Source organism: Streptomyces sp. ISL-94 (assembly GCF_018614075.1).
In the GTDB taxonomy this organism is placed as follows: Bacteria; Actinomycetota; Actinomycetes; order Streptomycetales; family Streptomycetaceae; genus Streptomyces.
In genome coordinates this window covers 48370-70892 of the sequence record NZ_JAGGOZ010000025.1, presented here as the reverse complement: position 1 = coordinate 70892, position 22523 = coordinate 48370, and the positions used below count along the sequence as shown (strand labels likewise).

Below are 22523 nucleotides of genomic sequence, written 5' to 3'. Positions count from 1 at the left end.
GACACGATCATTGAGATTCTCTTTGCTGTTCAGGCGCGGTCGGCTGAAGGGATGCGCGTGCAGCAGTCCAGGGCCGAAGCGTTGTCCGCGGCCAGGGAGCGGGCGAGCACGACGAGGTCGACGACGCGGGGGTCGCCGACGGAGTAGCGCAGCTTCTTGCCGTCGCGGCGTGCGGTGACGTAGCCGCAGTCCACGAGGCAGGACAGGTGCACCGAGACCCGGGGCTGGGAGATGCCGGCGTGCTCGACGCAGTCTGCGCTGGTGCGCTCGGCGCGCAGGATGAACTCCAGCAGCTTCAGCCGGGTGGGGTCCGACAGGGCCCGGAAGAAGCGGGCGGTGGTGTCCAGGTGAGTGCACGCGACCTCGGTATCGGCGGCCGGGCCGGTGACTGCGTGGGCGGGGCTGGATGTCATGTGAAGGGGCCTCCCGCATGCTTCTATTCGCCTAACCAAATAGTATGGTGGCAGACTGGTATTCGGCAAGACGCATAGAAAACTGGGTCCGGAGGCCGGGCCCTGCCACCAGGAGGCAGCACCGTGACCGGTACGGGAACAGGTTTTGATCTTGCTGTGATCGGTTCGGGTTCGGCCGCCTTCGCCGCCGCCATCGCCGCGACCGCCAAGGGCAAGCGTGTGGTGCTCGTCGAGCGCGGCACGACCGGCGGCACCTGCGTGAACGTCGGGTGCGTGCCGTCGAAGGCGCTGCTGGCCGCCGCCGAGGCCCGCCACGGCGCGCAGGTCGCGGACCGGTTCCCCGGCATCGCCGCCAGCGCGGGCCCGGTCGGCTTCCCGGCCCTGGTCGGCGGCAAGGACGCGCTGGTGGCCCAGCTTCGGGCGGAGAAATACACGGATATCGCGGCCGAGTACACCTTCGAGATCGTGGGCGGCACCGCCTCGTTCACCGAGGGCCCCGCGCTTGAGGTGGCCCTGAACGGAGGCGGAAGCCGGCGCATCGAGGCCGCTCACTATCTGATCGCCACCGGTTCCGCCCCGTGGGCGCCGCCCGTCGACGGATTGGACGAGGCCGGGTACCTGACCTCCACGACCGCGATGGAGCTGGACCGCCTGCCGGAGTCGATGGTCGTGGTGGGCGGCAACGCGGTCGGCCTGGAGCAGGCCCAGCTGTTCGCCCGCCTCGGCACCCAGGTCATTGTGATCGAGGCCCTGGAGCGGCTCGCCCCGTTCGAGGAGCCCGAGATCTCCGCCGCCCTCGAGGCGGTCCTCGCCGACGAGGGCATCGCCGTGCACACGTCCGCCGCCCTGACGGGGGTGCGCCGCGACGAGACCGGCTATACCCTCACCGCCGCCACCGGCCATGGCGGGAAGGATCTTTCCCTGCGGGCCGAGCAGCTCCTGATCGCCACCGGCCGCCGCCCGGTCACCGCCGGGCTGAACCTGGACGCGGTGGGCGTGAAGACCGGGCCGCGCGGCGAGGTCGTCGTCGACGAGTACCTGCGCACTGCTGCCGAGCGGATCTGGGCCGCCGGGGATGTCACCGGCCACCCGCAGTTCGTGTACGTCGCCGCAGCCCACGGCACCCTGGTCGCCGACAACGCTCTCGACGGACAGGAACGGACCCTGGACTACGCGGCGCTGCCGCGGGTCACCTTCACCAGCCCGGCCGTCGCCTCGGTCGGGATGACCGACGCCCAGGCCGCCGAGGCCGGCATCCCGTGCGACTGCCGCACCCTGGACCTGGCGTACGTTCCGCGGGCCCTGGCCAACCGCGACACCCGCGGCCTGGTCAAGCTCGTCGCCGACGCACGCACCGGCCGCCTGCTCGGCGCGCACGTGCTCGCCGACGGCGCCGGAGACATCATCACCGCCGCCACGTACGCCATCACCGCCCAGATGACCGTCGACCAGCTCGCCCACACCTGGGCGCCGTACCTGACGATGGCCGAAGGACTCAGGCTCGCCGCGCAGACCTTCACCTCCGACGTCGCCAAGCTGTCCTGCTGCGCCGGCTGAGCATCCCGCGGCAGACCGGAGACCGATCATGAACGGGAAGCGGACACGGCCGATGACCGTCGGCGAGCTCTCGCAGCGCACCGGCGTCCCGGTGAAGACGCTGCGCGAGTGCACCGACCTCGGGCTGATCTACACCCTGGGACGCAGCCAGGCGGGCTACCGGCTGTTCGACGCGGAAGCCCTGTGGTGCGTGCGGTGGATCGGTGAACTGCGCGGCCTTGGGCTGGGGGGCAGTGACGGTGATGGGCATGGGAAACCTCTCGTCATCGAACTAGCTAGTACGTCCGTACTAGCCGCCCCCGCAGCATCCAGTAGGATGGCCGTACTAGTCAAGGGTAGGGAGGCCGGGATGGCGACAGAGACACGAGGCCGCATGCTGGAGGCCGCAGTGCAGGCACTCCAACGGCGCGGCGTCGCAGGCATGTCGTTCACCGAGGTCCTGCGCGACAGCGGTGCCGCACGCGGCGCGATCTATCACCACTTCCCCGGCGGCAAAGCCCAGCTCGTCGCCGAGGCCGCCACCCGCAACGGCCAGGACATCCGCGCCCACCTAGGCGCGCTGCCCGCGGGCAGTCCGCACGCCGTCGTGGAAGCCTTCCTGACCTTCGTCCGTCCGGTCATCGAGGCCGCCACCACCGGCAGCGGCTGCGCCGTCGCCGCAGTCACCGTCGATCCCGATCCCGATCCCGAAAGCGACACGCTGCGCGAGGTCGCGGCCACCGCGTTCGGCTCGTGGATCGAGCAGCTCTCCGAACGGCTCGCCGCCGCCGGTGTCGCACCGCGCGAGGCCGACGACCTGGCCGCCATGCTCGTCACCCTGCTGGAAGGCGCCCACGTGCTGTGCCGCGCCTCCGGCACCCTCGAACCCTTCGAACAGACCGCGCGCACGGCTCTCGCGCTCACACAAAGCCGGTATCCAAGCGCCTGAGCCCCGAGCGCGGCCCACCGGGCGAGGGCTGATCGGGGGACTTACCGTGGTGCGTGTATGGGCGCCGACGCCACGGTGCCCCATCACTCGCGCCACGCTCATCTGCGCAGTGGCGGAGAATCCGGGGAGGTTTTCCGGTGAAGCAGTCCCCTAGCCCTACGGGGACAGAGAGGAAGTGCGCATGCACCCCACTCACACGGGCCGGATACGGCGGCTGGTGCCGACGCTCGGGACCGCATTCGCCCTGACGCTGGTCGCAGTCGGACCGGCCACAGCCACTGCATCCGCGGCAACCGGACAGGCCGGCAAAGCCGAGGCACTGAAGGTCGTCCTGCTGGAGAAGGAACCCGTATTCGGCGACATGAATGCCATGACGCCCGGCAACGTCCTGTTGTTCGAAGAGCCCGCGGTGGACCCGCAATCAGGGAAGCCCATCGGAGACTCGCTAACCCGGATTCAGTTGCTGAAGGACGGCAGTTTCCTGCTGGACTGCACCGTCCGGCTGGCCAAGGGCAACCTGGTCTTCAGCGGCGGCGAGGAGTCCGCGAACGTAGCCAAGAAGGTGACGTTCGCGGTCATCGGCGGAACCGGGCAGTACAGCGGAGCCTCGGGCCAAGTGGAGAGCACCCCCACCACGGTCCAAGGGCAGAAGGCGGCACTCCTGGAGTTCCAGCTGCACGGCTGAGGCAGCACCTGCCTCCCGAGAAGGCGCGCGCCGCCGACGAGGATCCGGGGGCGTCGCGTCTTCACGGTCTCGGTCAGGCAGCGCCACGCGGCCGTCGGGAGGCCAACAGGAGCTCGGCCGTCGCCTTGGCGGTCTTGGCGCTCGTCAGTGACTTGTCGAGCTGGGCGGCCGCGATGGCGCCGTCACACAGCTGGACCAGGGCGGCTACCAGCTCGCCGTCCCCGCCCGCGCCGAGCGGTCGCAGGAGTCGGGTGAACAGGGCCGGCTCAAGGGCTTCCTCGGCCTGTTCGGCGCCCTGAAGGACGGGGTCCTCTCCGCCGGCATACAGGAGCGGATCGCGCTCGCCGTCGCCGAGTTCAACGGCTGCAGCTACTGCCTGTCCGCACACACCATGGTGTCCCGCAACGTCGCGAAGCTCTCCGACGAGGAGATCGAGGCCGCGCGGCGGGGAACGAGCGCCGACCCGAAGGCCGCCGCCGTGCTGCGCCTGGCGCTCGCGGTCGCAGAGAACCGGGGGCGGACAGGCGAGAACGCATTTGCCGCTGCCCGCGACGCCGGCCTGACCGACGAGGAGATCGTCGAGACGATCGCCAACACGGTCCGGAACGTCTTCACCAACTACGTCAACGAATCACTCGACGTGGACGTCGAGTGGCCGCTCGTCACGCCGTTCGCCACGACCGCCCGCTGATCCCCCATCGGGCCGGGACGTTCGGCCGTCCCGGCCCGATGCGAGCTTCCCAGAGGTCGACGACATCCGGCTCGCTGACCCGACGGGTGCTCCTGGAGGTGTCTGTGCGCGGTCTTGGCGGCGCCGGTTGGCGCGCAGCGCCACGCCAGTGAGCAGCAGCATGACGAAGGCGGCCACGATCGCTGTGATGCCGATGCTGTCGAGCAGGCCGGCGATGGACTGCTGCACGGTGCCGACGGCGTCGATGACGGGGTCGGTGGTCTGCGGGTCGCGCAGGACGCGGATCTCGTACCAGCCGTAGTACGCGACGTACACGCCGACCAGGAGGAGCAGGCTGCCGCCGAGGCGGGAGGCGACCGAGCCGAGGCGGCGCAGCCGGCCCACGCGGGCGGTGCGGGTGAGCGCGACGGAGAGTGCGGCGGCGCCGACGATCAGGCCCATTCCCGCCGCGTACGCCGTGAACAGGGTGACGCCTTCGAGAGCGGAGCCGCTGCGGAAGGCGGAGACCACGATGGCGAGGAAGGGGGCGATGGTGCACCCGAGGGAGGCGATGGCGTAGGCGGCGCCGAACAGGGCCATCGACGGCACGGAGCGGGTCACGGTGGGGGCGCGGCGGAGTTTGGGGAGCATCGAGGGCAGGTCGCGGCCGGCCAGCAGCCAGGCGCCCACGAGGGCCAGGAGGACTCCGAAGGCGATGGTGAACCAGGGCAGGTGCTGCTGGACCTGGCCGGCGACGGGCGCGATGGCGAGGCCGAACAGGGCGAACACGGCGGCGAATCCGGCGGTCATCGCGGCGGTCGCTGCCAGCGCGCGGGTGACGGCGGCGGTGCGGGTGGGTGTGTCGTCACCGAGTACGAGCAGGGAGAGGTAGGCGGGCAGGAGGGCGAAGCCGCAGGGGTTGACGGCAGCGAGCATGCCCGCGGTCAGGGCGAGGGCGAGGGGAAGGTCGGACATGGCGGTTCAGCCGACAAGCGGGCTGAGCTTGTCGGCCAGCCCCTTCCCGGCGGGCAGGTTGCCCGTGAAGACGGTTTTGCCGTCCTTGTCGAGGATGACGTAGGTGCTCTGTTGAGTGATCTCGAACTTCTTCCAGATGTCGCCGGCCTCGTCGGACAGGTTCGGGAAGGTGGCGACCTTCGTGTCGGTGACGAAATCCTTCATGGCCTGCTGCTTGTCGAGGCCGGCCACCCCGACGACGTTGGCCTTGCCCTGGAACTGGGCCGCGACCTTGGCGGTTTCAGGGCCCTGGGCCTTGCACTTGGGGCACCAGGGCGCCCAGAACCACAGCACGGTGGGCTTGCCCGCCAGTGTCGCCGCGTCGAAGGGCCGGCCCTCGATGGTCGTGCCGGTGAACCGCAGTGCTTCGGGGACCGTCGGAGTCCCGGGTACGGCCTCTGCCGACTCGGTGGAGCCGGCGGGTGTGGGGCTCGCCGCTCCGGCGCCGCTGGAGGCGGCGTTGTCCTGGGCGCCGCAGCCGGCCAGGGTGAGCGCGGTGGCGGCCACAAGGCCGGGAAGGATGAGGCGGGCACGCATGAAGGACAGCTCCTGATCGTCGGGGTCGGCTCTGGACTGTAGGCCGGGCGAGGGGCCGTGTGGGCGGGATGGGTGCTTACGGTTCGGTGACGTCAGCCCGCGTGGTCGGCGAGCCGCTCGGCGTCCAGGACGGTGATGCGGCCCCGTGCGAGGCGGATCAGGTGTTGCTCGGCGAAGTCGCGCAGGACCTTGGTGGTGGTCTCGCGGGACGAGCCGGCCAGAGCGGCGATCTGCTGGTGGGTGAGCGCGATCTGTGGGCTGCGGGTCCCGAGCACGCGGGGCCGGGTCTCGGCGGCGAGGGTGAGCAGGGTGGTGGCGATGCGCTGGGGTACGGATTTGAAGACGCTGTCGGACAGGCGTTGTTCGAGGTCGGTGAGCCGTCGTCCGAGGATTTCGGTGATGCGTGCGGAGATCCGGGCGTCGGCCAGCAGGAAGCGGTGGACGTCGGTGCGGCTCATGACGCAGACGGTGACGTCGTCGAGGGCTTCGGCGAAGTTGTCGTACATCCGCTGCCCCAGCAGCACCATCTCGCCGAAGATGGTGCCGGGGCTGATGATCGCGCAGGTCAGGGCGCGGCCGTCGGCGGAGACCCGGAAGATACGGATGCGGCCCTTTTTGAGGATGAACAGCACTTCGGAGGGCTGGGAGGGCGAGTACAGCAGTTCGCCGGCGCTGTAGGTCTTCATCGGCGCCGCGGCGGCGATGGCGTCCATCTCCGTTTCCGACAGGTCGCGGAAGATGTCGACCTCGGAGATGCACCAGGTCTTCTCGGCGTCGTCACCGGTGTGGTTCATGTGGTGTGGTTCCTCGCGTCGTCCCGGTGCCCACGGCGGGGGCGCGGCGCCCCACGCCGGGCTGGCCAGCGCGCCTGCGCTGTCGGCCAGACAGTAGTGGTCCGGGGCATCGAGGAGAGGTTCAGCACCCCGGAGCGGTGCGCCGGGACCGGGCGTTGACGCTGTTGGTATCGGTGTCATCCCGCGGCCCGGCCAGTGCGCTTGCCCACCATCATGGCGATGCAGGAGAAGGTGATTCCCGCGAGGAGACCGAAGACGAGGTGGCCGCCGAGGCTGGAGGAGGTGACGTCATTCCATTCGAAGACGGGCATACCCATGTTCGCCGGCATGATCCACAGCGCGCCGAGGACCCACCACACCGCGCCGTAGGCCAGGCCGAGGACGACGGCGGGCGCGAGCCGCTGCGCGAGGTGACCGAACACGACGCCGAACACGGTGCCGGCCGTCAGTGCGATCGCGAGGTGGATCAGCCAGCCCGCGAACGCGTTGGTAGAGCCGAGGAGACCCGCGACCATCGTGATCATCGCGGTGTCCATCATCGGCCGGGAGACAGACATCCAGATCCCGAATCCGACGCCGCCGACCAGTCCGGCTGCGGCGCCCCACACGGCGTGGACCGGGATCGCGGCGGTCTTGGGGGTTACGTGTGCTGCGGTGGCCATAGTGATCATCTCATCCGGTGGGTTCGCTCTGTCGCTTTCGCCGCCGACGCTAGGACCCATGGCAGGGGCCGGTATGTGACCGCCCTTACCTACGTGCCGGTAGATCTACGCCACGACGGGACGGGACGCGCGGCGGACCCGGCTTGCCTGGTCTCGGCTACGGCCGCCATCCGCGTGACAGCCGACGTGCGCCGCGCCGGGCAGCGGGTCCAGTTGCTTGCCGGTACCCGGCTGGGGTGATGTGAATGGAATCGGTACGCCCGGCAGCTGGACGGGGCAATCGCAAGGGATCGACGAGAGTGTGGAGCGGGTGGTCGCGCTGTCGTGCGAGCGGGTGGCGGCGTACGCCATGGACTGGCGCCACGATGCCGAGCGGACCCCAGGGGACCTGGAAGGGCGACTGAGCCCGTCGCGCTGACGAGCACGATCCGGAGGGCTGTCATGGCATACGACGAAGGACTGGCGGAACGGATCCGGGCCCGGCTGGGCGCGGATCCGGCGGTCACGGAGAAGCGGATGTTCGGCGGCCTGGCGTTCCTGCACGAGGGCAACATGGCCGTGGGCGTGATCGGCGACGAGTTGATGGTCCGCGTCGGACCCGATGCCGCCGACGCTGCACTCGCGCGGCCCGGGGCGCGGCCCTTCGACTTCACCGGCCGCCCGATGCGCGGGTGGGTGGTCGTCGCCGCCTCCGCCCTGTCCGAGGACGCGGACCTTGACGACTGGATCGACCAGGGGCACGCCTTCGCGGCCGGCCTGCCACCCAAATGAGCGCGGGAAGAGGCGAACGCTGCCGCGCTCGCAGTGGTCACCTGGGCGTTCTAGCGTGGAAGGAGAGGATTTTCGTTTCGCTGGGCCAAGAGGAGTGGTCGCCATGGCAGGCCGCAGCCGAAGCGAGGTCGAGTCGGAGATCAAGGAGACGCTGGGTCTCGTGCCGCATTTCTTCTCCCGGATCCCCGATGACCTGCTGGACTACGAGTGGGAGATCTTCAAGAAGATCGAGCTGGGTGAGTCGCTCATCCCGAACAAGTACAAGGAACTGATCGGGATCGCACTGCACTCCGAGACGAAGTGCCGTTACTGCACCCTCTTCCACACGGAGGCCGCGAAGCTGTTCGGGGCAACGGATGAGGAGATCCAGGAAGCCGTCCACTACGCGAAGAACAGCCTCGGCTGGAGCGCCTACCTCAACGGCACCCGTGAGGACTACGACGACTTCGAGCAGGAACTCGGGCAGATCAAGGACTACCTGGCATCCAAGGGCTGATCATGCACCTGGAGTGGGCCCGGCCCGGTGTCCTGCGTGCGACCGCTCACGCCTTCGAGTTCGCGGCGCTGGTGGCCGCCGCCCGGGTCGTGGCCGAGTCCGCTCCACCGGACATCCCGCAGGAGGCGCTGGCACAGCTCCGCCACGTCCTCCACGACTACGACGCACAGGCACTGCGTCTGCGCGAAGCCGCACCTCCCAACGGCGACGCCTGAGCGAAAGGCGTGGCGGAGCCACAAGCGATCAGGCGTCCCCACTCTTCTCCGCACTCTTCTCCGCGGTCAGCAGGACGTAGCCGAGGGCACCGGCCGCCACGGCCGTGCGGGACGCATCGAGGACGGCGGGGGCCGCGTCGAGGTCGACGCCGGCGGCGGTGAGCTTGTCCTGGGCCGTCATGCGCAGCAGGTGCAGCCTGGCCTCGATCTGGTCGATCATCCGCAGCATCGCGGTGTCGTGCCGTTCGGTGCGCAGGGTGCGCAGGCCCGCGGCGGCCAGAATCCGGGTGTACTCGTCCAGCGGGCGGGCGTCGGCGATGCAGGCGATGCGGGCGCCGAGTCCGGTCAGCTCGGGCGGGAGCCGGTCGGTGTCGACGGTGACGTCGGTGATGCCGACTCGGCCGCCGGGCGCCAGCACGCGAACGAACTCGGCTGCCGCGCGCGGCTTGTCGGGGAAGGTGCACAGCGCGCATTCGCACACCACGGCGTCGAAGATTCCGTCCGGGTAGGGGAGTTGTTCGGCGTCCCCGGTGGTGAAGCGGGCCTTGGCGGCGAGCCCTGCGGCCTGGACGGCGCCTTGGGCGAGGGCGGTGTTCGCGGCGGAGTAGTCGACTCCGTCGACCTCGGCGCCGTAGGCGTCGGCCAGGAGGAGGGCGGTGGTGCCCCGCCCGGAGGCGACGTCCAGGACGCGTGCGCCGGGGGTGAGCCCGAGCGTGTCGGCGAGGTGCCGGGTCAGGGCGGTGCCGCCGGGGTGGTAGGAGTCGCCGAGCAGCAGGGCGACGACATCGGAGGAGTAGGCGGCGGCGCAGCACGCCTTGATGTCCTCGCCGGCCGGTGGCTGTGTCATGACGAGGACTCCTCTGCGGTGGCCCGGCGTGCGGTCTTGGAGCCGTACACGGTGCTGGTCAGGCGGCCGGCGAGCGGCAGGGCGTTGGGCACGACCGGGGCTACGGTCACGCCGGACATCGCCGCGCGGACCTGTTCGCGGTAGCCGACGGAGTTGTACGCGCAGAACGGGATCAGCCGGCCGTCGGGGGTGATCTCCTCGACGCAGCACTTCATCAGCTGCTTGACGTTGAGGGTGTAGGGGTCCTGAAAGTCCTGGACCACGATCATGAACGCCTTGTCGTTCAGGTCCTTAATGGCCTGCGGCAGGTCGATGCCGCACGCGTCCGTGCAGTCCAGGGCCTCGGCGGTGGCCCGCAGTTTCTCCTCGGTCGTCTGCGTTCCCATGAACGCGGAGGCCGACCACAGCTTCTCCAGGGCCTCGCGGATGCCCGCGTCGGGCATGACGCGGTTGGTGACGTAGTCGAGGTAGTCCTCCACGTTCAGCAGTCGAGGGATGGGCACGATAGTGCGGTTGCCCGGCTCGCCGTCCACCAGCAGGTAGGTGATGGAGCGGCAGGTGGGGAAGCAGCAGGGCACGGGGAAGAAGTCGCCCTTGGTGAACCACTGCGGGCGCTGGGCGTTGATCAGCTTGATCACGTCGGGGTTGGTGAGCCGGTTCAGCGGATCGAACTCGACATGCCGGCCGGAGTGGGTGACCGGCTGGAAGGCCACGGACCGCACCGCGGGGTGGTCGATGCCGTACTCGATGATCGCGCCGAGTTCGTGCTCGTTCAGGCCCCGTTCGACGGCGGCGACGAGGGTGACGGTCAGCCCGGCCTCGGCGCAGTTGTCCAGCGCCCGCTGCTTGAACGCACGCAGGTCCCGGCCCCGGATTTCCCGGTGGGTGCGCTCGTCGAAGCCGTCGAACTGGAGGTAGACGTTCACCGAACGGCCCGGGAGCTCGTTGCGCTTCCCGAGCTCGGCGACGAAGCGTTTGTCAGTGGCGAGGCGGATGCCGTTGGTGTTGAGGGTGACGTTCTTGATCGGGCGGGCCTGGGCGAGGTCGATGAAGTCCAGGATGTGCTTGTGGATGGTGGGCTCGCCGCCGGAGAACATCACCACCTCCGCCTCGCCCTCGGAGGCCACGAAGACGTCGAGCATCCGCTCGCACTGCTCGTGCGTGATGGAGTAACCATCCGGCTGGTGGCCGGAGTCGGCGAAGCAGATCGGGCAGTCCAGGTTGCAGCCGGTGTTGACCTCGATGATGCCCAGACACGCGTGCTGCTTGTGCTCCGGGCACAGCCCGCAGTCGGACGGACAGCCGTCCTTCACCTCGGTCTGGAAGACCAGGGGGATGGTGCCGGGCTTGTTGAACCGAGTTGAGGCGAGGTATTCCTCGGCGTCCCCGTAGACCAGGGCCTCGAACTCGCCGTGCTCCCGGCAGCGCTTGCGCAGGTAGACCTTGTCGTTGCGGATGTTGACCTGTGCGTCGACGGGTGTTTTGCACATCGGGCAGATGGACTTGGTGAACTCCACGAACACCTCGTCGCGGTCCACCTTGCGCCGGGGCGCTGGGGCGTGGGTCATCGAACAGGTCCTCTCTCCATGGGGGTTGGTCTCAACCGTGTAGTGGTGGTCGTTGCGGTCCCGGGTCGGCTTCGTCGAGGGGCTGAGCCGGGACGGTCGGGCAGCAGTCCTCCGGTCCGGCGCTACGGCGGCGGCAGACCCGGCACCGCAGGACGTAGCCGGTTCCAAGGAGGAGCACCACCGCTCCGACGGTGATCAGCCACGGGTTGCGCAGCGCCCCGCCGACGGCGCCGAGCGCGCCGCCGGCCACGAGGAGTGGCCCCGCGCAGCAGGCCACCACGAGCAGCGCGGTGCCCGCGGCCGCCGCCGTACCGCCGACGCCGGAGTGTTCACGGGATACGGACATCACGGCCCGCCTCCACTCGGTCGGCGTGCTCACGTGATGGAGCTGTGCGGCCATGGCGCAGCAGCAGTCCCGCGTAGAGCAGGGTCAGGGCGTCCTGGAACAGGACGAACCAGCTCAGCCGCTGAGTCAGGTAGATCCCGAAGCAGCCGCAATTGGCCACCGTCAGACCGCGTGCGTACGCCTGTACGGCCAGGACCGCCCACACCACCGAGACGGCCGTGTACACCCACACCGGAGCCAGGAGCTTGGAACGAGGGCGGGCAAGGAACCAGATGCCGCACACCAGCTCGCCAAAGATCAGAGCCGCAGCCAGTGCGGTCGCGGCGACGCCGGCCACCAGCCCGTACGCGGACAGGATGGCGGGCATGTGCCCGAAGGAGGCGAGCTGGCCGATGGCCATCGCCGTATACACCGCGCCCAGCACGATCCTCAGCACCATGATCCGAACGTAGGCCCCGCGGCGGGGCGAGAACTGTAAGCGCGCTCACCGAACCGGTCCCTCGCGCGCGGGAGAATCAGCAGTGCGAAGCGGTGTTCGCCGCGGAAGCCGGTGTCCCCGGGGGTTCGGGAGGTGCCAGGTGAATGGTCAGCAGGCTCCCCGCCCGTCGAGGCGGCAGACCGTCAAGGGTGCGGGCGTGATCGGGGGCGTCGTCGTCCTGCTCGCGGGCGGGGGTGTGGCCGGCTGGCAGGCCCTCTCCGATCGCCCCTCCGAGCCGGTGACAGCGGTACAGGCAGGCCAGGACCCCTCACTGGAGGCCCTGGCCGACGCCGCGGTCTCCGGCGGGCCGGGCAAGGACGGCATCCCTTCGATCGACATGCCCCGCTTCGTTCCGGCCCGTGACGCCGGCTTCCTCAAGGACGACGACCGGGTGTTCGGTTTGGAGTACCGAGGCGAGGTGAGGGCGTATCCGCAGCTGGTGCTGGTGTGGCATGAGATCGTCAACGACACCGTGGGCGGTGAGCCGCTCACGGTCACCTACTGCCCGCTGACGGGCACGGTGATCGGGTTCCATGCCCCGCCCGGTACCCAGCCCCTGTCGTTCGGCACTACGGGACGGCTGGTGAACTCCAACCTGCTGATGTACGACCGGCAGACCGGCTCCGAGTGGCCCCAGCTTCTCGGCACCGCGGTCAGCGGCCCGCTGAAGGGCACAAAGCTGGACACCGTCCCGCTGGTGTGGACCACCTGGAAGCAATGGCGCACCGCCCACCCCGACACCGAGGTGCTGTCCACGGACACCGGGGCGCTGCGCAGCTACGGCAGCGACCCGTACGGCTCCTACCCCGGCCGAAGCGGCTACTACGTCAAGGGCGGCCCGCTCTTCCCCGTCCTGGCCACCAGCGAACGCTTCGACGACAAAGACGTGGTGATCGGCGTGCGAGTCGGTGCCGAGCGCCTCGCGATCCACAAGGACCACGTGCGCACGGCGCGGACGGTGCGCGCCGAGATCGGCGGCATACAGGTGGAGGCCCGCTGGGACGACCAGCTGGGCACGGCCAGGGTCGTCCAGCGTGTCGGCGACCGAGGGGAGCCGGCGGACTTCCTCGACTCCATGTGGTTCGCCTGGTACGCCTTCTACCCCAACAGTCAGGTCCGGCAGTGAACCCGCTCACGGCAGCCCTCGCGAAGGCCGGTGACGCCTGGGACGCGGCCGTGGCCGCCGCCGCGGCCACCCCGCGCCGCGTGCGGGCCGCCCTCGGCGTACACCGCCATAGGCAGGCCGCGCTGATCGCTGCCGCCGTCACTCTGCTGGTGTACCTGTTCTCCATCGGCGACCTCGCCGTGTCCGCCTCCGGCCGGTTCACCGGCGCCCCGGTCTTCCAAGCCGCGCCCGGTCAGCTGTTCCGGGCCCGCGCCCCGTACCTGTTCGAACCGGTGCTCGCGGTGCATCCGAGCGACCATGTCGCGGTGTTCGTCAGCCCGGTCAACCTGCTGCTCGGTGCGGTGGTGGCCGCGCTCGTCGGCTGCAATATCGCCCTCGCCGCGTTCGCGGCCCGCCAGGCCGCCTCCTGCCGGCGTACCAGGTATGCCCGGCTGCTCGGTGTCCTGCCGGCGTTCCTGCTCGGCTTCGCCTGCTGCGTGCCGGCGTTCCTGCTCGTCCTTGGCACGAGCACCGCCGCCGCGCTCCTGCCGGTGCTGCTGCCCCTGCGCCCGGTCTTCTATCCGCTCACGCTGGTGATGCTGTTCAGCACCCTGGTATGGGGCGCATCCCGGACCGGCCGACGGCAAGCCGGGATCGTCCGCGGCGCCGATGGCCCAACATCCGAGAGATAAGGCGGGCACTTCATCCGTGGCCGCGCACGCCTGACCGGCCCCTGCCGCATCTTCGATGGTCGTGGCCTGCGAGGTGAAAGGTCCCTCTCCATGACCGGCGGCGTGGCCGTGCAGAGCAACCCTGCATCTTCGGCGGCGGACCGCGTATTCGTCGCGCAGAAGTACGGCGCTGAGGACCGGGATGACCGGGCAAGAGAGGTGGGTCCTGACAGGGAGCCTCGGCGGCGAGCACGGTCCCTTGCCCACCCCCGTCACCGGATCGCCGACCCTGCTTCATTCGAGATCCAGTTGCTCAGCGCAAGATCCTACGCACTGCAGGACTGCAATCCGTAAGGTTCACCTGCGCAGGACAATCAGCCATGGCCGGGCGGCAGCCAGCAGAACACCGCGCGCTTGAGCGCCCGGTACAGCCAGTTACCCACCCGGTCGCGGACCAGCACCAGACGGCTGGCAGCCGCGGACTTACCTACCTCCGGGTGCGCGGGTGGACCGTCCGGCGGAGTGTTCCTTCCGTCGATGGTGCGGGCCCGCCCGGTCCGCGTGACCGGATAGGAGGACCCGGGCTGGTCGAGCCGGCCTTCGCGGTATGCCGTCTTGAGGTACTCGATAGCCTGTTCCCCCTTGGTGCGAGACCTGCGCTGCGACACCATGACCGACCTCCTTCGACCGGATGCCTTGGCGGAACGCGGCCGTCAGCCGCACAGCCATCACCGGCTCACTGCAGCGCCGCGCGCCTCTCCGCCTCCTGCTTGACCGATGCCAGGGAGGAGGCGACCGTCTCCTCCCAGCGCGCTGCCACCAGCCGCCCCCAGCGTTGTCCCAGCACCCACCCGTCGGTGCCCAGCTCCCCCTCGTACACCAGACGCGTACCCGCCTCGGTCGTGGTGAGGACGAACGACTCCACGACGTGGGGCACCGGTCCGCGTACCAGGTGGAAGTCCACCCGCTGGGGCCGGGTGAAGCGCACCGTCTCCACGGTCACAGCCGTCAGCCTCCCACCCGCCACGGTGGTCGTGTGCGCGGCGAGGACCATGTCGCTGCCGCGCTCCAGCACTCGTACGTTCTCTCGCATCGCCCGGGTGGCCCTCCCGAGGTAGGGCTGTGCGATCACGTCGAAGACCGCTTCCCGGGGGGCGTGGATGTCGACGGTTTGAGGGCCGAGCGGGCGGATCCGCCGGCCGACACCCGTATCGAGCGGCATCGCCCCGCTGACAAGCCCCAGGTAGCAGGCCGCAGCGCCGCCGCCACCGACCGCGGCCACACACGCCAGCTTCGTCAGCCACGCCATACCCGAGCCCCTCTCTTGTGCTCCGGTCCCTTACCGTCCAAAAGCGACGCTACGGCCGACTGGCCACAGCCGACGGTGAGCGCGCTTACGTTCCGGCGGCGAGTCAGGCGCTTACCGTGGGCAGCGCATCCCGGGAGGAGAGAGAAGGGCCGGCCTGCGTGCGCGTTGCGGATCTCACCGACAGCCGGGCGGCGACCGACGCCCTGCTGGGACATCTGAGACAAGGCCGCTGGTCTCCTCGCGCCGTCGCCCGTTTCCTGTGGCTGGCCGGGGACCGGTCGGTGCGCCAGGCGGCACGCCGTCCACAGGCACTTGTCCAGATCACGGCCGCGCACGGCCTGCTCGCCGGCCTCGCCCGGAACAAGCGGCCGGGGCCCGGCTGGGTGGCGGCCTCGTGGGCCCTGAGCGTTCTCCACCTCGGGCTCCTTGAGGAACGCGACCACCTCTCGGCCGCCGATGCCCTCACCCTCGTACGCGGCAACCTCCCCGCAACCGCCCTCGGTTCGACTCGCTGGGCGGGGGTCGCGGCCATCGCCCTCGACGTGGCCGACGGCCGTCTGGCCCGTCACCAGCACACCGTCACCCCGTTCGGCGACTACGCCGACACCTTCGCTGACGCCGCGTTCTGGATCTGGCTCACCCTGTGCCACGAACCCAACCGGCTGGTGCGCGCGGCGGCGATCACCGCGTGGGCGCTGCCGGTTGTCACGGTCACCGCGATCGGCATCCGCCGCGGCACGATGCCCGAGCGGCCCCGCCCCACCCTGCTGCGACCCGCAGCCGCGATGCAGGGCATCGTCGCGCTGCGCCACCTCCTGCGCAAGTGACCAGGCACCGGCTCTCACGTGCTGCCGCACCTGCTGCCGTCCTGCGCCGACTCCGGAGTGCCTTCGACCCGCACGCCCTGCCAGAACGCCACATGGTCCTTGATCCTCCGGGCGAGCGGGCTGGGCCTGGGGTAGTACCAGGCCGCATCCGGATTCGTCAGCCCCGCGACCTGAAGGCTGTAGTAGCGGGCGATACCCTTCCAGAAGCACACCGACCGGGTCCGGCTCTCGGTGAAGTACTCGCGGCGCAGCGACTCGGGCGGAAAGTAGTGGTTGCCTTCCACCACGACGGTGCGCGGCGCCTCCGCGATCACCGCGCCGTTCCACACAGCCCTCATCATGGCCTCTCGCCTGCCTTCCATCGGTCGTGGAGCCCCACGGTTCCGACGCTACGCACGGTCGACCACCCGCTTCGGTGACCGTGCTCACGTTCCGTGCGGTTGACGATCAGCGGGAGCGCGTTCGCGCGGTCAGGGCCGACGGGCGATGGGCACGACCGTGCCGGATCGGTTGGTGAGTTCCGCACGCAGGGCCTTGTCGTGGTGGAGGGCGGCGATCGCGGTCGCAGCGGCCTTCAGCTTCATGGCCAGCTGCGTGCATTCCTGTGTCTTGGCGGCGAGCTTCTTACGGAGGCGGGTGATCTCGGCGTCCCGGCGGGCCTCTCCTGCCGTGGTCTTGCCCCGCTCGGCGATGTGGGCGTCCCATTCGGCGAGGATCGGCTGGGCTCGGTTCATGGTGGCCCGACTGACCTGGGCTTCTCGCCACAGGTTCTCCTTGGTGAGCCGTCCGTCGGTGCGTTGGGGCTTTCCGGTGAACAGGCGCTGCATCGCGGCCCGCAGGGACCTCGCCGTCTGGGGTGAGACGCCGTCGGACGTGACGCGGCTTGGGGTGGTCATGCGGATGTGCCTCGAATCTTGTCCAGGACGGCTTGGGCGCGTTCGGCCTCTCTGGAGATCAGGGCCTTGCGGCTGGCGGGCAGGCCCGGTGTCAGCAAGGTCCTCTACCCCGGGCCCGGCACGTACACCTTGACTGCGTACGTGGCGGTGCATGGGAGCGATGGCCTGTCATATCTGAAGTCGTACTTCGACGCGAACGGCACGATGCAGCGGACCGTCGAGCTTACGACGGCCATTGCCGACGGCCCGCGCCTGGTTGGCACCGCCAGTCGCCTGGACGACGCTTCGCGGGTGCTGACGGTGACGAACGAGGGCAACGAAACAGCGACCGCCGTTTCCGTTCGGATCTCATCCGGTGGCTTCTCAAGTGATGCTCCGAAGTGGACCGATGACAAGCGGTGCAAGACCGATGAACCCTTCAACCAATTCGTGGTGTGCACGCTGGGGGACCTGGCGGCCGGAGCGTCGCAGAAGGTGGCCCTGAAGGCGGAAGCCAACAACACCTGCTACAAGGACGGCCTTTACTGGTCCTACGAGGCAAAGAATTCTTCTCAGCTCGATGAGACCCTCTGTCCCCGCCGGCGGTTCTAGCGGCTGTCTGGAGGCCCCGTTTGCGGACGGACGACACGGCGGCGCGGCAGATGGTTCGCCTCGTCGCCGCTGGTCGCTTCCGCTCTCGTCGTCCGTGGTCTCCGTGTTGCCGTCGGCCTGCGGGCCCGCTACAGTCCGGCGCCGATGCCGTCCGTCGTCACGGTCCGCAGGGGCTGGCGGCCTCGCTCGTCGAGTTGGGCGAGCTCGCGCTCGTAGTCCACGGTGATGGAGCCGTAATGGTTCACGGCAGAGCTGCGGGCCGGGGAGATGTGCGCCAGGACATCGTCGTGCACCTCCCGGCCGGCAGCCCGCAGCTGGTCGACGGCCAGGCCGAGGTACTCGGTGTGCCAGCAGATGACGGCGTTGGTCACCACGGTCAGGCACCACATCTGCTCACTCTGCTGGGCGGGTTGCCGCTGGGTGATCTTGCCGTCGCGGGCGTAGTGGAGCTGGCGGCGCAGGGCGTGGATGGACTCGCCCCGGTTCAGCTGCCGGGCGATCTTGCGCTGGTACACCGGATCGGACAGGTACTTCGCGGCGTAGATCGTCCTGCGGATCGCTCCGTACTCCTTCAACGCGGCGGCCAGTGCGTTCTGCCGCGAGGAAATCGACCTCGTAGAGTCCTCCGGGCAGCCGACTTCGCTTTGGGCGAAGCGGAGATGCGCCAGGACTGCCTCGATACGCGATTCGCCAGGTTCTGAGAGCGTGCACGAGCCGGGCGTGCTGCTGCGGCCGGCGTCTTGCAGCGATGCAAGAAGGATCGGCGGCATGAGGAATTGACTTCCAATTTTCAGGGTGAGCTGAGGTGAGTGGTGGATCAGGGGGCGACATGCGTTAGCGTGGCAAGCGTTGACGGCGAGCCCCGTGCTGGTTCGTGCTGGTTTTAGAGGCGCAGTAGGGGTAAACGTGCAGGTCAGGGCGATTTCATGAAATTGCTGCACACCTCCGACTGGCACCTCGGCCGGTCCTTCCACCGCGTGAACCTCCTCGGAGCCCAGGCCGCCTTCCTCGACCACCTCGTCGAGACCGTCTGCGAGCGCGAGGTCGACGCCCTCCTCGTCGCCGGTGACATCTACGACCGGGCCGTGCCCCCGCTGCCCGCCGTCGAGCTGTACGACCGGGCCCTGCACCGGCTCGCCGCGCTCGGCGTGCCCACCGTGATGATCTCCGGCAACCACGACTCCGCCCGCCGACTCGGGGTCGGGGCCGGGCTCATCGACCGGGCCGGCATCCACCTCAGGACCGACCCGGCCGGCTGCGCCGACCCCGTGGTGCTGGCCGACGTACACGGTGACGTGGCGCTGTACGGGCTGCCGTACCTGGAACCGGCCCTGGTGAAAGATCAGTTCGATGCCGAGAAGGTGAGCCACGAGGCGGTGCTGGGCGCGGCCATGGACCGGATCCGGGCCGACCTCGCCACCCGCCCGCCCGGCACCCGCTCCGTCGTCCTGGCGCACGCCTTCGTCACCGGCGGGCAGGCCAGCGACAGCGAGCGCGACATCACCGTCGGCGGAGTCGAGGCCGTGCCCGCCTCCGTCTTCGACGGGGTGGACTACGCCGCCCTCGGCCACCTCCACGGCTGCCAGACGATCAACGAACGGGTCCGCTACTCCGGTTCCCCGCTCGCCTACTCCTTCTCCGAGGGCGACCACCGCAAGACCATGTGGCTGATCGAACTGGGCGGGGCAGGGGAGCTCGTGAGCGCCGAGCGCATCGACACCCCCGTGCCTCGTGCCCTCGCGCGGCTGCGCGGGCCGCTGGACCACCTGCTGGAGGACCCGGCGTACGCGGCGCACGAGGACGCCTGGGTCGAGGCCACCCTCACCGACCCCGTCCGCCCCGAGGACCCGATGGCCCGGCTCACCGCCCGCTTCCCGCACACCCTGAGCCTCGCCTTCGACCCCGAGGGCCGCGCGGAGGCTGCCGGCGCCTCCTACGCCCAGCGGCTCAAGGGCCGCAGCGACCAGGAGATCGCCGAGGACTTCGTCGCCCACGTACGCGGCGGCGGCCACGCCGACGAGGCCGAACGGGCCGTGCTCCAGGGCGCCTTCGACACCGTACGGGCCGAGGACAGCCGGCAGGAGACCCACCGATGAGGCTGCACCGGCTCGAAGTCACGGCCTTCGGCCCCTTCGCCGAACCCCAGGAGATCGACTTCGACGCCCTGTCCGGCGCCGGGATCTTCCTCCTGCACGGGCCCACCGGCGCGGGGAAGACCTCCGTCCTGGACGCCGTCTGCTACGCCCTCTACGGCTCCGTGCCGGGCCCCCGCCAGGCCCCCGGCACCAGCCTGCGCAGCGACCACGCGGCCGCCGACGCCCCCACCGAGGTCACCCTCGAACTCACCGCGGGCGGCCGCCGCCTGGAGATCACCCGGCGCCCCGAACAGGACCGGCCCAAGAAGCGCGGCACCGGGACGACGAAGGACAAGGCGCAGAGTTGGCTGCGCGAGCACACCCCCGACGGCTGGCAGGCGCTCAGCCGGTCCCACCAGGAGATCGCCGAGGAGATCGAGCAGCTGCTCGGCATGAGCCGCGAGCAGTTCTGCCAGGTGGTGCTGTTGCCGCAGGGAGAGTTCGCGCGCTTCCTGCGGGCCGACGAGGCAGCCCGCGGCCGGCTGCTCGGAAGGCTCTTCGACACCCGCCGCTTCGCCGCCGTCGAGGCCCTGCTCGGCGAACGCCGCCGGGCCGCCGAGGCCAAGGTGCGCGCCGGCGACGAGAAGGTCCTCCACACCGCCCAGCGGCTCGCCCAGGCCGCCGGGGACAGCGCCGACCTGCGGGCCTGGCCGCTGCCCGGGCACCAGCCCGGGGACCCCGGACTCGCCGAGGCCGTCCGGGCCTGGGCAGCCGTCGCCCGGTGCGCCGCCCGGGAGCGGCTCACCGTCGCCGAGTACGCGCTGGCCGCCGTCGAGGGCCGGTACGCCGCCGCCCGGCGGGCCGCCGAGGACGCGCGGGAGCTCGACCGGCTCCAGCGCCGCCACGCCGAGACCGCCCGCCGGGCCGCCGTGCTCGCCGAGGCGGCGCCCGAGCGGGAACGCGTGCGGGAGCTGCTGGACCGGGCCCGGCGGGGCGCCCTCGTCGCCCCCGCCCTGGAACTGCGCGGAGCGGCCTCGGCCGCGCACCTGGCCGCCGCGCACGCGGAGTCGGCCGCCCGGGCGCAGCTGCCGCCCCCGCTGCGGGAGGCGGGCACCGAGAAGCTGGCCGCCGTCGAGCAGCGGCTGCGCGAGGACCTCGGAGCACTGGGCGCCGCCCATCGCTCCGAGCAGCGCAGCGCCGAGATCGGCCGCGAACGGGCCGACCTGGAGCGCGAGGCCCGCGCCGCCGAGGAGCAGTACCGGGAATCCGCCGACTGGCTGGAGCGCTGGGACGCCACCCGGGCCGCCCTCACGGAGCGCGTGGACGCCGCCCAGCAGGCCGCGACCCTGGCCGAGCAGCTCGCGGGCAGGCTGGAACCGGCCCGGATGCACCTGAACGCCGCCCGGCGGCGGGACGAGCTGGCCGCCACCGCCGAGCGGACCGCCGGCGAACTGCTCTCCGTACGCGAGGAGTCGGCCGCCGCCCGCGAGCGCTGGCTGGAGCTCAAGGAGGCCCGGCTGCGCGGAATCGCCGCCGAGCTGGCCGAGGCGCTGGTGGCGGGAGAGGCCTGCAGCGTCTGCGGATCGGCGGAGCACCCGGCTCCGGCCCGGCCGGCTCCCGGCCACGTGGACCGCGCCGCCGAGGACGCCGCCCACGCCCTCTTCGAGCAGGCGGAGGCGGCCCGGGCCGCCGTCGAGCGCCGGCTCGCCGCCGTCGACGAGGCCCGCACCGAAGCCGCGACCGCCGCCGGGGACGCCACCACCGAGGAACTCCTCGCCCTGACCTCGGACCTGAGCGCCCGTCATGCCGCCGCCCACGCCGCGGCCGCCGGGCTGCACGCCGCCCGGGAGCACCTCGCCCGCGCCGAGCGCGAGCACGCCGCGCGCAGCGCCGACCGGCTCGCAGCCGCCGAGCGCGCCGCGGCCAGGGTCTCCCGCCGCGAGGCCCTGGACCGGGAACAGGCCTCGCTGGAGGCCGAGCTCGCCCTGGTACGGGATGGCGCCCCCACCGTCGCGGCCCGCTCCCGGACCCTGGAGGACCGGGTCCGGATGGTCACCGGCGCCGCCGCCTCGCTGCGCCGGGCCGAGGCCACCGCCGCCCGGCTGAAGGAGGCCGACGACCAGCTCGCCGACGCCGCCTTCAAGGCCGGCTTCGACACCGTCGAGGCCGCGGCCGACGCGGTGCTCCCCGAGTACGAACGCACCGCGCTCCAACGCCGCATGGACGCCTGGCAGGCAGAGGAGGCCATGCTGGCGGACCGCCTCGGCGAAACCGACACCGCCGCGGCGGCAGCCCTGCCTCCGGCCGCGCCGGAGGAGGCCGAGGCTTACGCAGCCCAGGCCGCGGCGAAGCTTCGTACCGCAGGATCCGCCGTAGACGCGGCCCGGGTCCGGTGCAAGGAACTCGACGGGCTCTCCCGGCAGGCCGAGCAGGAGCTGCGCGCCCTGGGCCCGCTGCGCGAGGCCTACGAGCGGGTGGCCCGGCTGGCCGGTCTGACCGCGGGCACCTCCGCCGACAACGAGCGCAAGATGCGGCTGGAGGCGTACGTGCTGGCGGCCCGCCTGGAGCAGGTCGCCGCCGCCGCGACCGTACGGCTGCTGCGCATGTCCGGCGGCCGCTACACCCTGGTCCACTCCGACGCGCGGGCGAGCGGACGGGGCCGCTCCGGCCTGGGGCTGCACGTCGTCGACGCCTGGACCGGCAGCGAGCGGGACACCGCCACGCTGTCCGGCGGCGAGACCTTCTTCGCCTCGCTCGCGCTCGCGCTGGGCCTCGCCGACGTGGTCACGGACGAGGCGGGCGGCATGCGGCTGGACACCCTCTTCATCGACGAGGGCTTCGGCAGCCTCGACGACCAGGCGCTGGACGAGGTGCTCGACGTACTGGACTCGCTGCGCGAGCGGGACCGCAGCGTCGGCATCGTCAGCCACGTCGCCGACCTGCGGACCCGGGTGCAGGCCCAGTTGGAGATCGTCAAGCAGCGCGGGGGCTCGGTGGTGCGCCACCGGACGCCGGCGCACACGGGCTGAGGCCTGCCGGCCGGGGCTCAGGGGCTGCGCGGCTCAGGG

General features: G+C 70.9%; 28 protein-coding genes. 13 read left to right on the top strand and 15 right to left on the bottom strand.

What is annotated here, in order from left to right; genetic code table 11:
* Positions 1–29: 29 nt before the first annotated feature.
* The gene (locus J7E94_RS09525; RefSeq protein WP_215014063.1) at positions 30–413 is read right to left on the bottom strand and encodes a helix-turn-helix transcriptional regulator; all 384 of its coding nucleotides are present in this window, start codon (positions 411–413) and stop codon (positions 30–32) included.
* A 123-nt stretch (positions 414–536) separates the two neighbouring features.
* Between J7E94_RS09525 and merA the strand changes: the two genes are divergently transcribed.
* The 3 genes from merA (at position 537) to J7E94_RS09510 (ending at position 3583) form a co-directional block, all read left to right on the top strand.
* On the top strand, positions 537–1970 hold the full coding sequence (merA, locus tag J7E94_RS09520) for a mercury(II) reductase (RefSeq protein WP_215014061.1): 1434 nt from the start codon (positions 537–539) through the stop codon (positions 1968–1970).
* Between the two features lie 52 nt (positions 1971–2022).
* Positions 2023–2898, top strand: a complete 876-nt coding sequence (locus J7E94_RS09515) for a TetR family transcriptional regulator (protein WP_215014059.1) — start codon at positions 2023–2025, stop codon at positions 2896–2898.
* 181 nt (positions 2899–3079) lie between these two features.
* Positions 3080–3583 carry a hypothetical protein gene (locus J7E94_RS09510; RefSeq protein ID WP_215014057.1) on the top strand — a complete coding sequence of 168 codons (504 nt, stop codon included), beginning with the start codon at positions 3080–3082 and terminating at the stop codon, positions 3581–3583.
* 73 nt (positions 3584–3656) lie between these two features.
* Here the strand turns inward: J7E94_RS09510 and J7E94_RS34325 are convergent, their stop codons facing one another.
* Positions 3657–3971, bottom strand: a complete 315-nt coding sequence (locus J7E94_RS34325) for a hypothetical protein (RefSeq protein WP_251056391.1) — start codon at positions 3969–3971, stop codon at positions 3657–3659.
* Between J7E94_RS34325 and J7E94_RS09505 the strand changes: the two genes are divergently transcribed.
* Positions 3867–4274, top strand: a complete 408-nt coding sequence (locus J7E94_RS09505; RefSeq protein ID WP_308344788.1) for a carboxymuconolactone decarboxylase family protein — start codon at positions 3867–3869, stop codon at positions 4272–4274. The two genes, J7E94_RS34325 and J7E94_RS09505, sit on opposite strands and share 105 nt — an antisense overlap.
* On the opposite strand, the gene J7E94_RS09500 is transcribed toward J7E94_RS09505, so the two are convergent.
* The 4 genes from J7E94_RS09500 to J7E94_RS09485 form a co-directional block, all read right to left on the bottom strand.
* Positions 4215–5228 carry a cytochrome c biogenesis CcdA family protein gene (locus J7E94_RS09500; protein ID WP_215014055.1) on the bottom strand — a complete coding sequence of 338 codons (1014 nt, stop codon included), beginning with the start codon at positions 5226–5228 and terminating at the stop codon, positions 4215–4217. The genes J7E94_RS09505 and J7E94_RS09500 overlap by 60 nt on opposite strands.
* Before the next feature lie 6 nt (positions 5229–5234).
* Positions 5235–5804 carry a redoxin domain-containing protein gene (locus J7E94_RS09495; RefSeq protein WP_215014053.1) on the bottom strand — a complete coding sequence of 190 codons (570 nt, stop codon included), beginning with the start codon at positions 5802–5804 and terminating at the stop codon, positions 5235–5237.
* 92 nt (positions 5805–5896) lie between these two features.
* The gene (locus J7E94_RS09490) at positions 5897–6598 is read right to left on the bottom strand and encodes a Crp/Fnr family transcriptional regulator (RefSeq protein WP_251056390.1); all 702 of its coding nucleotides are present in this window, start codon (positions 6596–6598) and stop codon (positions 5897–5899) included.
* A 176-nt stretch (positions 6599–6774) separates the two neighbouring features.
* Positions 6775–7260, bottom strand: a complete 486-nt coding sequence (locus J7E94_RS09485) for a hypothetical protein (RefSeq protein WP_215014049.1) — start codon at positions 7258–7260, stop codon at positions 6775–6777.
* A gap of 441 nt (positions 7261–7701) precedes the next feature.
* Here J7E94_RS09485 and J7E94_RS09480 point away from each other — a divergent pair, with 441 nt between their 5' ends.
* The 3 genes from J7E94_RS09480 to J7E94_RS09470 all read left to right on the top strand — a co-directional run bounded on the left by J7E94_RS09480 (position 7702) and on the right by J7E94_RS09470 (position 8742).
* On the top strand, positions 7702–8031 hold the full coding sequence (locus J7E94_RS09480; RefSeq protein ID WP_215014047.1) for a TfoX/Sxy family protein: 330 nt from the start codon (positions 7702–7704) through the stop codon (positions 8029–8031).
* 103 nt (positions 8032–8134) lie between these two features.
* Complete coding sequence (locus J7E94_RS09475; RefSeq protein WP_215014045.1) at positions 8135–8527, top strand: carboxymuconolactone decarboxylase family protein; 393 nt, start codon at positions 8135–8137, stop codon at positions 8525–8527.
* A gap of 2 nt (positions 8528–8529) precedes the next feature.
* Entirely contained in the window at positions 8530–8742 is a 213-nt protein-coding gene (locus J7E94_RS09470; protein ID WP_215014043.1) for a hypothetical protein, read from the top strand.
* A 28-nt stretch (positions 8743–8770) separates the two neighbouring features.
* On the opposite strand, the gene J7E94_RS09465 is transcribed toward J7E94_RS09470, so the two are convergent.
* The 4 genes from J7E94_RS09465 to J7E94_RS09450 are packed head-to-tail and all read right to left on the bottom strand — an operon-like array spanning position 8771 to position 11942.
* Positions 8771–9589, bottom strand: a complete 819-nt coding sequence (locus tag J7E94_RS09465; protein ID WP_215014042.1) for a class I SAM-dependent methyltransferase — start codon at positions 9587–9589, stop codon at positions 8771–8773.
* A complete protein-coding gene (locus tag J7E94_RS09460) occupies positions 9586–11157 on the bottom strand; it encodes a radical SAM protein (protein ID WP_215014040.1) in 1572 nt (523 codons plus the stop codon). The genes J7E94_RS09465 and J7E94_RS09460 overlap by 4 nt, the downstream gene beginning before the upstream one ends.
* Before the next feature lie 31 nt (positions 11158–11188).
* On the bottom strand, positions 11189–11503 hold the full coding sequence (locus tag J7E94_RS09455) for a hypothetical protein (RefSeq protein ID WP_215014073.1): 315 nt from the start codon (positions 11501–11503) through the stop codon (positions 11189–11191).
* Positions 11487–11942, bottom strand: coding sequence for a MauE/DoxX family redox-associated membrane protein (locus J7E94_RS09450; RefSeq protein ID WP_215014038.1), 456 nt, complete (start codon positions 11940–11942; stop codon positions 11487–11489). Before J7E94_RS09450 ends, J7E94_RS09455 begins: the two co-directional genes overlap by 17 nt.
* A gap of 139 nt (positions 11943–12081) precedes the next feature.
* On the opposite strand from J7E94_RS09450, the gene J7E94_RS09445 reads away from it, so the two are divergent.
* Together J7E94_RS09445 and J7E94_RS09440 are read left to right on the top strand one after the other, a co-directional pair.
* Positions 12082–13107 carry a DUF3179 domain-containing protein gene (locus J7E94_RS09445; RefSeq protein WP_215014036.1) on the top strand — a complete coding sequence of 342 codons (1026 nt, stop codon included), beginning with the start codon at positions 12082–12084 and terminating at the stop codon, positions 13105–13107.
* The gene (locus J7E94_RS09440; protein WP_215014033.1) at positions 13104–13778 is read left to right on the top strand and encodes a hypothetical protein; all 675 of its coding nucleotides are present in this window, start codon (positions 13104–13106) and stop codon (positions 13776–13778) included. The genes J7E94_RS09445 and J7E94_RS09440 overlap by 4 nt, the downstream gene beginning before the upstream one ends.
* Before the next feature lie 353 nt (positions 13779–14131).
* Here J7E94_RS09440 and J7E94_RS09435 read toward each other — a convergent pair whose 3' ends face one another.
* Positions 14132–14428 carry a hypothetical protein gene (locus J7E94_RS09435; RefSeq protein ID WP_215014031.1) on the bottom strand — a complete coding sequence of 99 codons (297 nt, stop codon included), beginning with the start codon at positions 14426–14428 and terminating at the stop codon, positions 14132–14134.
* A gap of 65 nt (positions 14429–14493) precedes the next feature.
* Positions 14494–15066, bottom strand: coding sequence for an SRPBCC family protein (locus J7E94_RS09430; RefSeq protein ID WP_215014030.1), 573 nt, complete (start codon positions 15064–15066; stop codon positions 14494–14496).
* A 158-nt stretch (positions 15067–15224) separates the two neighbouring features.
* Between J7E94_RS09430 and J7E94_RS09425 the strand changes: the two genes are divergently transcribed.
* Positions 15225–15893 (top strand): CDP-alcohol phosphatidyltransferase family protein, encoded by a 669-nt coding sequence (locus tag J7E94_RS09425; RefSeq protein WP_215014028.1) that lies wholly within the window; start codon positions 15225–15227, stop codon positions 15891–15893.
* Positions 15894–15907: 14 nt separating this feature from the next.
* Here the strand turns inward: J7E94_RS09425 and J7E94_RS09420 are convergent, their stop codons facing one another.
* Positions 15908–16234 carry a DUF427 domain-containing protein gene (locus J7E94_RS09420; protein WP_215014026.1) on the bottom strand — a complete coding sequence of 109 codons (327 nt, stop codon included), beginning with the start codon at positions 16232–16234 and terminating at the stop codon, positions 15908–15910.
* A 129-nt stretch (positions 16235–16363) separates the two neighbouring features.
* Positions 16364–16789: a hypothetical protein gene (locus J7E94_RS09415; RefSeq protein WP_215014024.1), complete on the bottom strand. Its 426-nt coding sequence runs from the start codon at positions 16787–16789 to the stop codon at positions 16364–16366.
* Between the two features lie 66 nt (positions 16790–16855).
* Here J7E94_RS09415 and J7E94_RS09410 point away from each other — a divergent pair, with 66 nt between their 5' ends.
* Entirely contained in the window at positions 16856–17380 is a 525-nt protein-coding gene (locus J7E94_RS09410) for a hypothetical protein (RefSeq protein WP_215014022.1), read from the top strand.
* A gap of 128 nt (positions 17381–17508) precedes the next feature.
* Here the strand turns inward: J7E94_RS09410 and J7E94_RS09405 are convergent, their stop codons facing one another.
* Positions 17509–18150: a Tn3 family transposase gene (locus J7E94_RS09405; RefSeq protein ID WP_285440732.1), complete on the bottom strand. Its 642-nt coding sequence runs from the start codon at positions 18148–18150 to the stop codon at positions 17509–17511.
* Between the two features lie 156 nt (positions 18151–18306).
* Between J7E94_RS09405 and J7E94_RS09400 the strand changes: the two genes are divergently transcribed.
* Both J7E94_RS09400 and J7E94_RS09395 read left to right on the top strand, forming a co-directional pair.
* Positions 18307–19476, top strand: a complete 1170-nt coding sequence (locus J7E94_RS09400; protein WP_215014017.1) for an exonuclease SbcCD subunit D — start codon at positions 18307–18309, stop codon at positions 19474–19476.
* On the top strand, positions 19473–22484 hold the full coding sequence (locus tag J7E94_RS09395) for an AAA family ATPase (protein ID WP_215014015.1): 3012 nt from the start codon (positions 19473–19475) through the stop codon (positions 22482–22484). Before J7E94_RS09400 ends, J7E94_RS09395 begins: the two co-directional genes overlap by 4 nt.
* The last annotated feature ends 39 nt before the right edge of the window (positions 22485–22523 follow it).

What these genes read in the sequence shown, in the direction of transcription:
- J7E94_RS09525 (WP_215014063.1), bottom strand. Translation starts at nt 413, where the DNA reads ATGACATCCAGCCCCGCCCACGCAGTCACCGGCCCGGCCGCCGATACC.
- J7E94_RS09515 (WP_215014059.1), top strand. Translation starts at nt 2,023, where the DNA reads ATGACCGTCGGCGAGCTCTCGCAGCGCACCGGCGTCCCGGTGAAGACG.
- J7E94_RS09510 (WP_215014057.1), top strand. Translation starts at nt 3,080, where the DNA reads ATGCACCCCACTCACACGGGCCGGATACGGCGGCTGGTGCCGACGCTC.
- J7E94_RS09500 (WP_215014055.1), bottom strand. Translation starts at nt 5,228, where the DNA reads ATGTCCGACCTTCCCCTCGCCCTCGCCCTGACCGCGGGCATGCTCGCT.
- J7E94_RS09495 (WP_215014053.1), bottom strand. Translation starts at nt 5,804, where the DNA reads ATGCGTGCCCGCCTCATCCTTCCCGGCCTTGTGGCCGCCACCGCGCTC.
- J7E94_RS09490 (WP_251056390.1), bottom strand. Translation starts at nt 6,598, where the DNA reads ATGAACCACACCGGTGACGACGCCGAGAAGACCTGGTGCATCTCCGAG.
- J7E94_RS09485 (WP_215014049.1), bottom strand. Translation starts at nt 7,260, where the DNA reads ATGGCCACCGCAGCACACGTAACCCCCAAGACCGCCGCGATCCCGGTC.
- J7E94_RS09480 (WP_215014047.1), top strand. Translation starts at nt 7,702, where the DNA reads ATGGCATACGACGAAGGACTGGCGGAACGGATCCGGGCCCGGCTGGGC.
- J7E94_RS09475 (WP_215014045.1), top strand. Translation starts at nt 8,135, where the DNA reads ATGGCAGGCCGCAGCCGAAGCGAGGTCGAGTCGGAGATCAAGGAGACG.
- J7E94_RS09470 (WP_215014043.1), top strand. Translation starts at nt 8,530, where the DNA reads ATGCACCTGGAGTGGGCCCGGCCCGGTGTCCTGCGTGCGACCGCTCAC.
- J7E94_RS09465 (WP_215014042.1), bottom strand. Translation starts at nt 9,589, where the DNA reads ATGACACAGCCACCGGCCGGCGAGGACATCAAGGCGTGCTGCGCCGCC.
- J7E94_RS09460 (WP_215014040.1), bottom strand. Translation starts at nt 11,157, where the DNA reads ATGACCCACGCCCCAGCGCCCCGGCGCAAGGTGGACCGCGACGAGGTG.
- J7E94_RS09455 (WP_215014073.1), bottom strand. Translation starts at nt 11,503, where the DNA reads ATGTCCGTATCCCGTGAACACTCCGGCGTCGGCGGTACGGCGGCGGCC.
- J7E94_RS09450 (WP_215014038.1), bottom strand. Translation starts at nt 11,942, where the DNA reads ATGGTGCTGAGGATCGTGCTGGGCGCGGTGTATACGGCGATGGCCATC.
- J7E94_RS09435 (WP_215014031.1), bottom strand. Translation starts at nt 14,428, where the DNA reads ATGGTGTCGCAGCGCAGGTCTCGCACCAAGGGGGAACAGGCTATCGAG.
- J7E94_RS09430 (WP_215014030.1), bottom strand. Translation starts at nt 15,066, where the DNA reads ATGGCGTGGCTGACGAAGCTGGCGTGTGTGGCCGCGGTCGGTGGCGGC.
- J7E94_RS09420 (WP_215014026.1), bottom strand. Translation starts at nt 16,234, where the DNA reads ATGATGAGGGCTGTGTGGAACGGCGCGGTGATCGCGGAGGCGCCGCGC.
- J7E94_RS09415 (WP_215014024.1), bottom strand. Translation starts at nt 16,789, where the DNA reads ATGACCACCCCAAGCCGCGTCACGTCCGACGGCGTCTCACCCCAGACG.
- J7E94_RS09405 (WP_285440732.1), bottom strand. Translation starts at nt 18,150, where the DNA reads ATGCCGCCGATCCTTCTTGCATCGCTGCAAGACGCCGGCCGCAGCAGC.
- J7E94_RS09400 (WP_215014017.1), top strand. Translation starts at nt 18,307, where the DNA reads ATGAAATTGCTGCACACCTCCGACTGGCACCTCGGCCGGTCCTTCCAC.
- J7E94_RS09395 (WP_215014015.1), top strand. Translation starts at nt 19,473, where the DNA reads ATGAGGCTGCACCGGCTCGAAGTCACGGCCTTCGGCCCCTTCGCCGAA.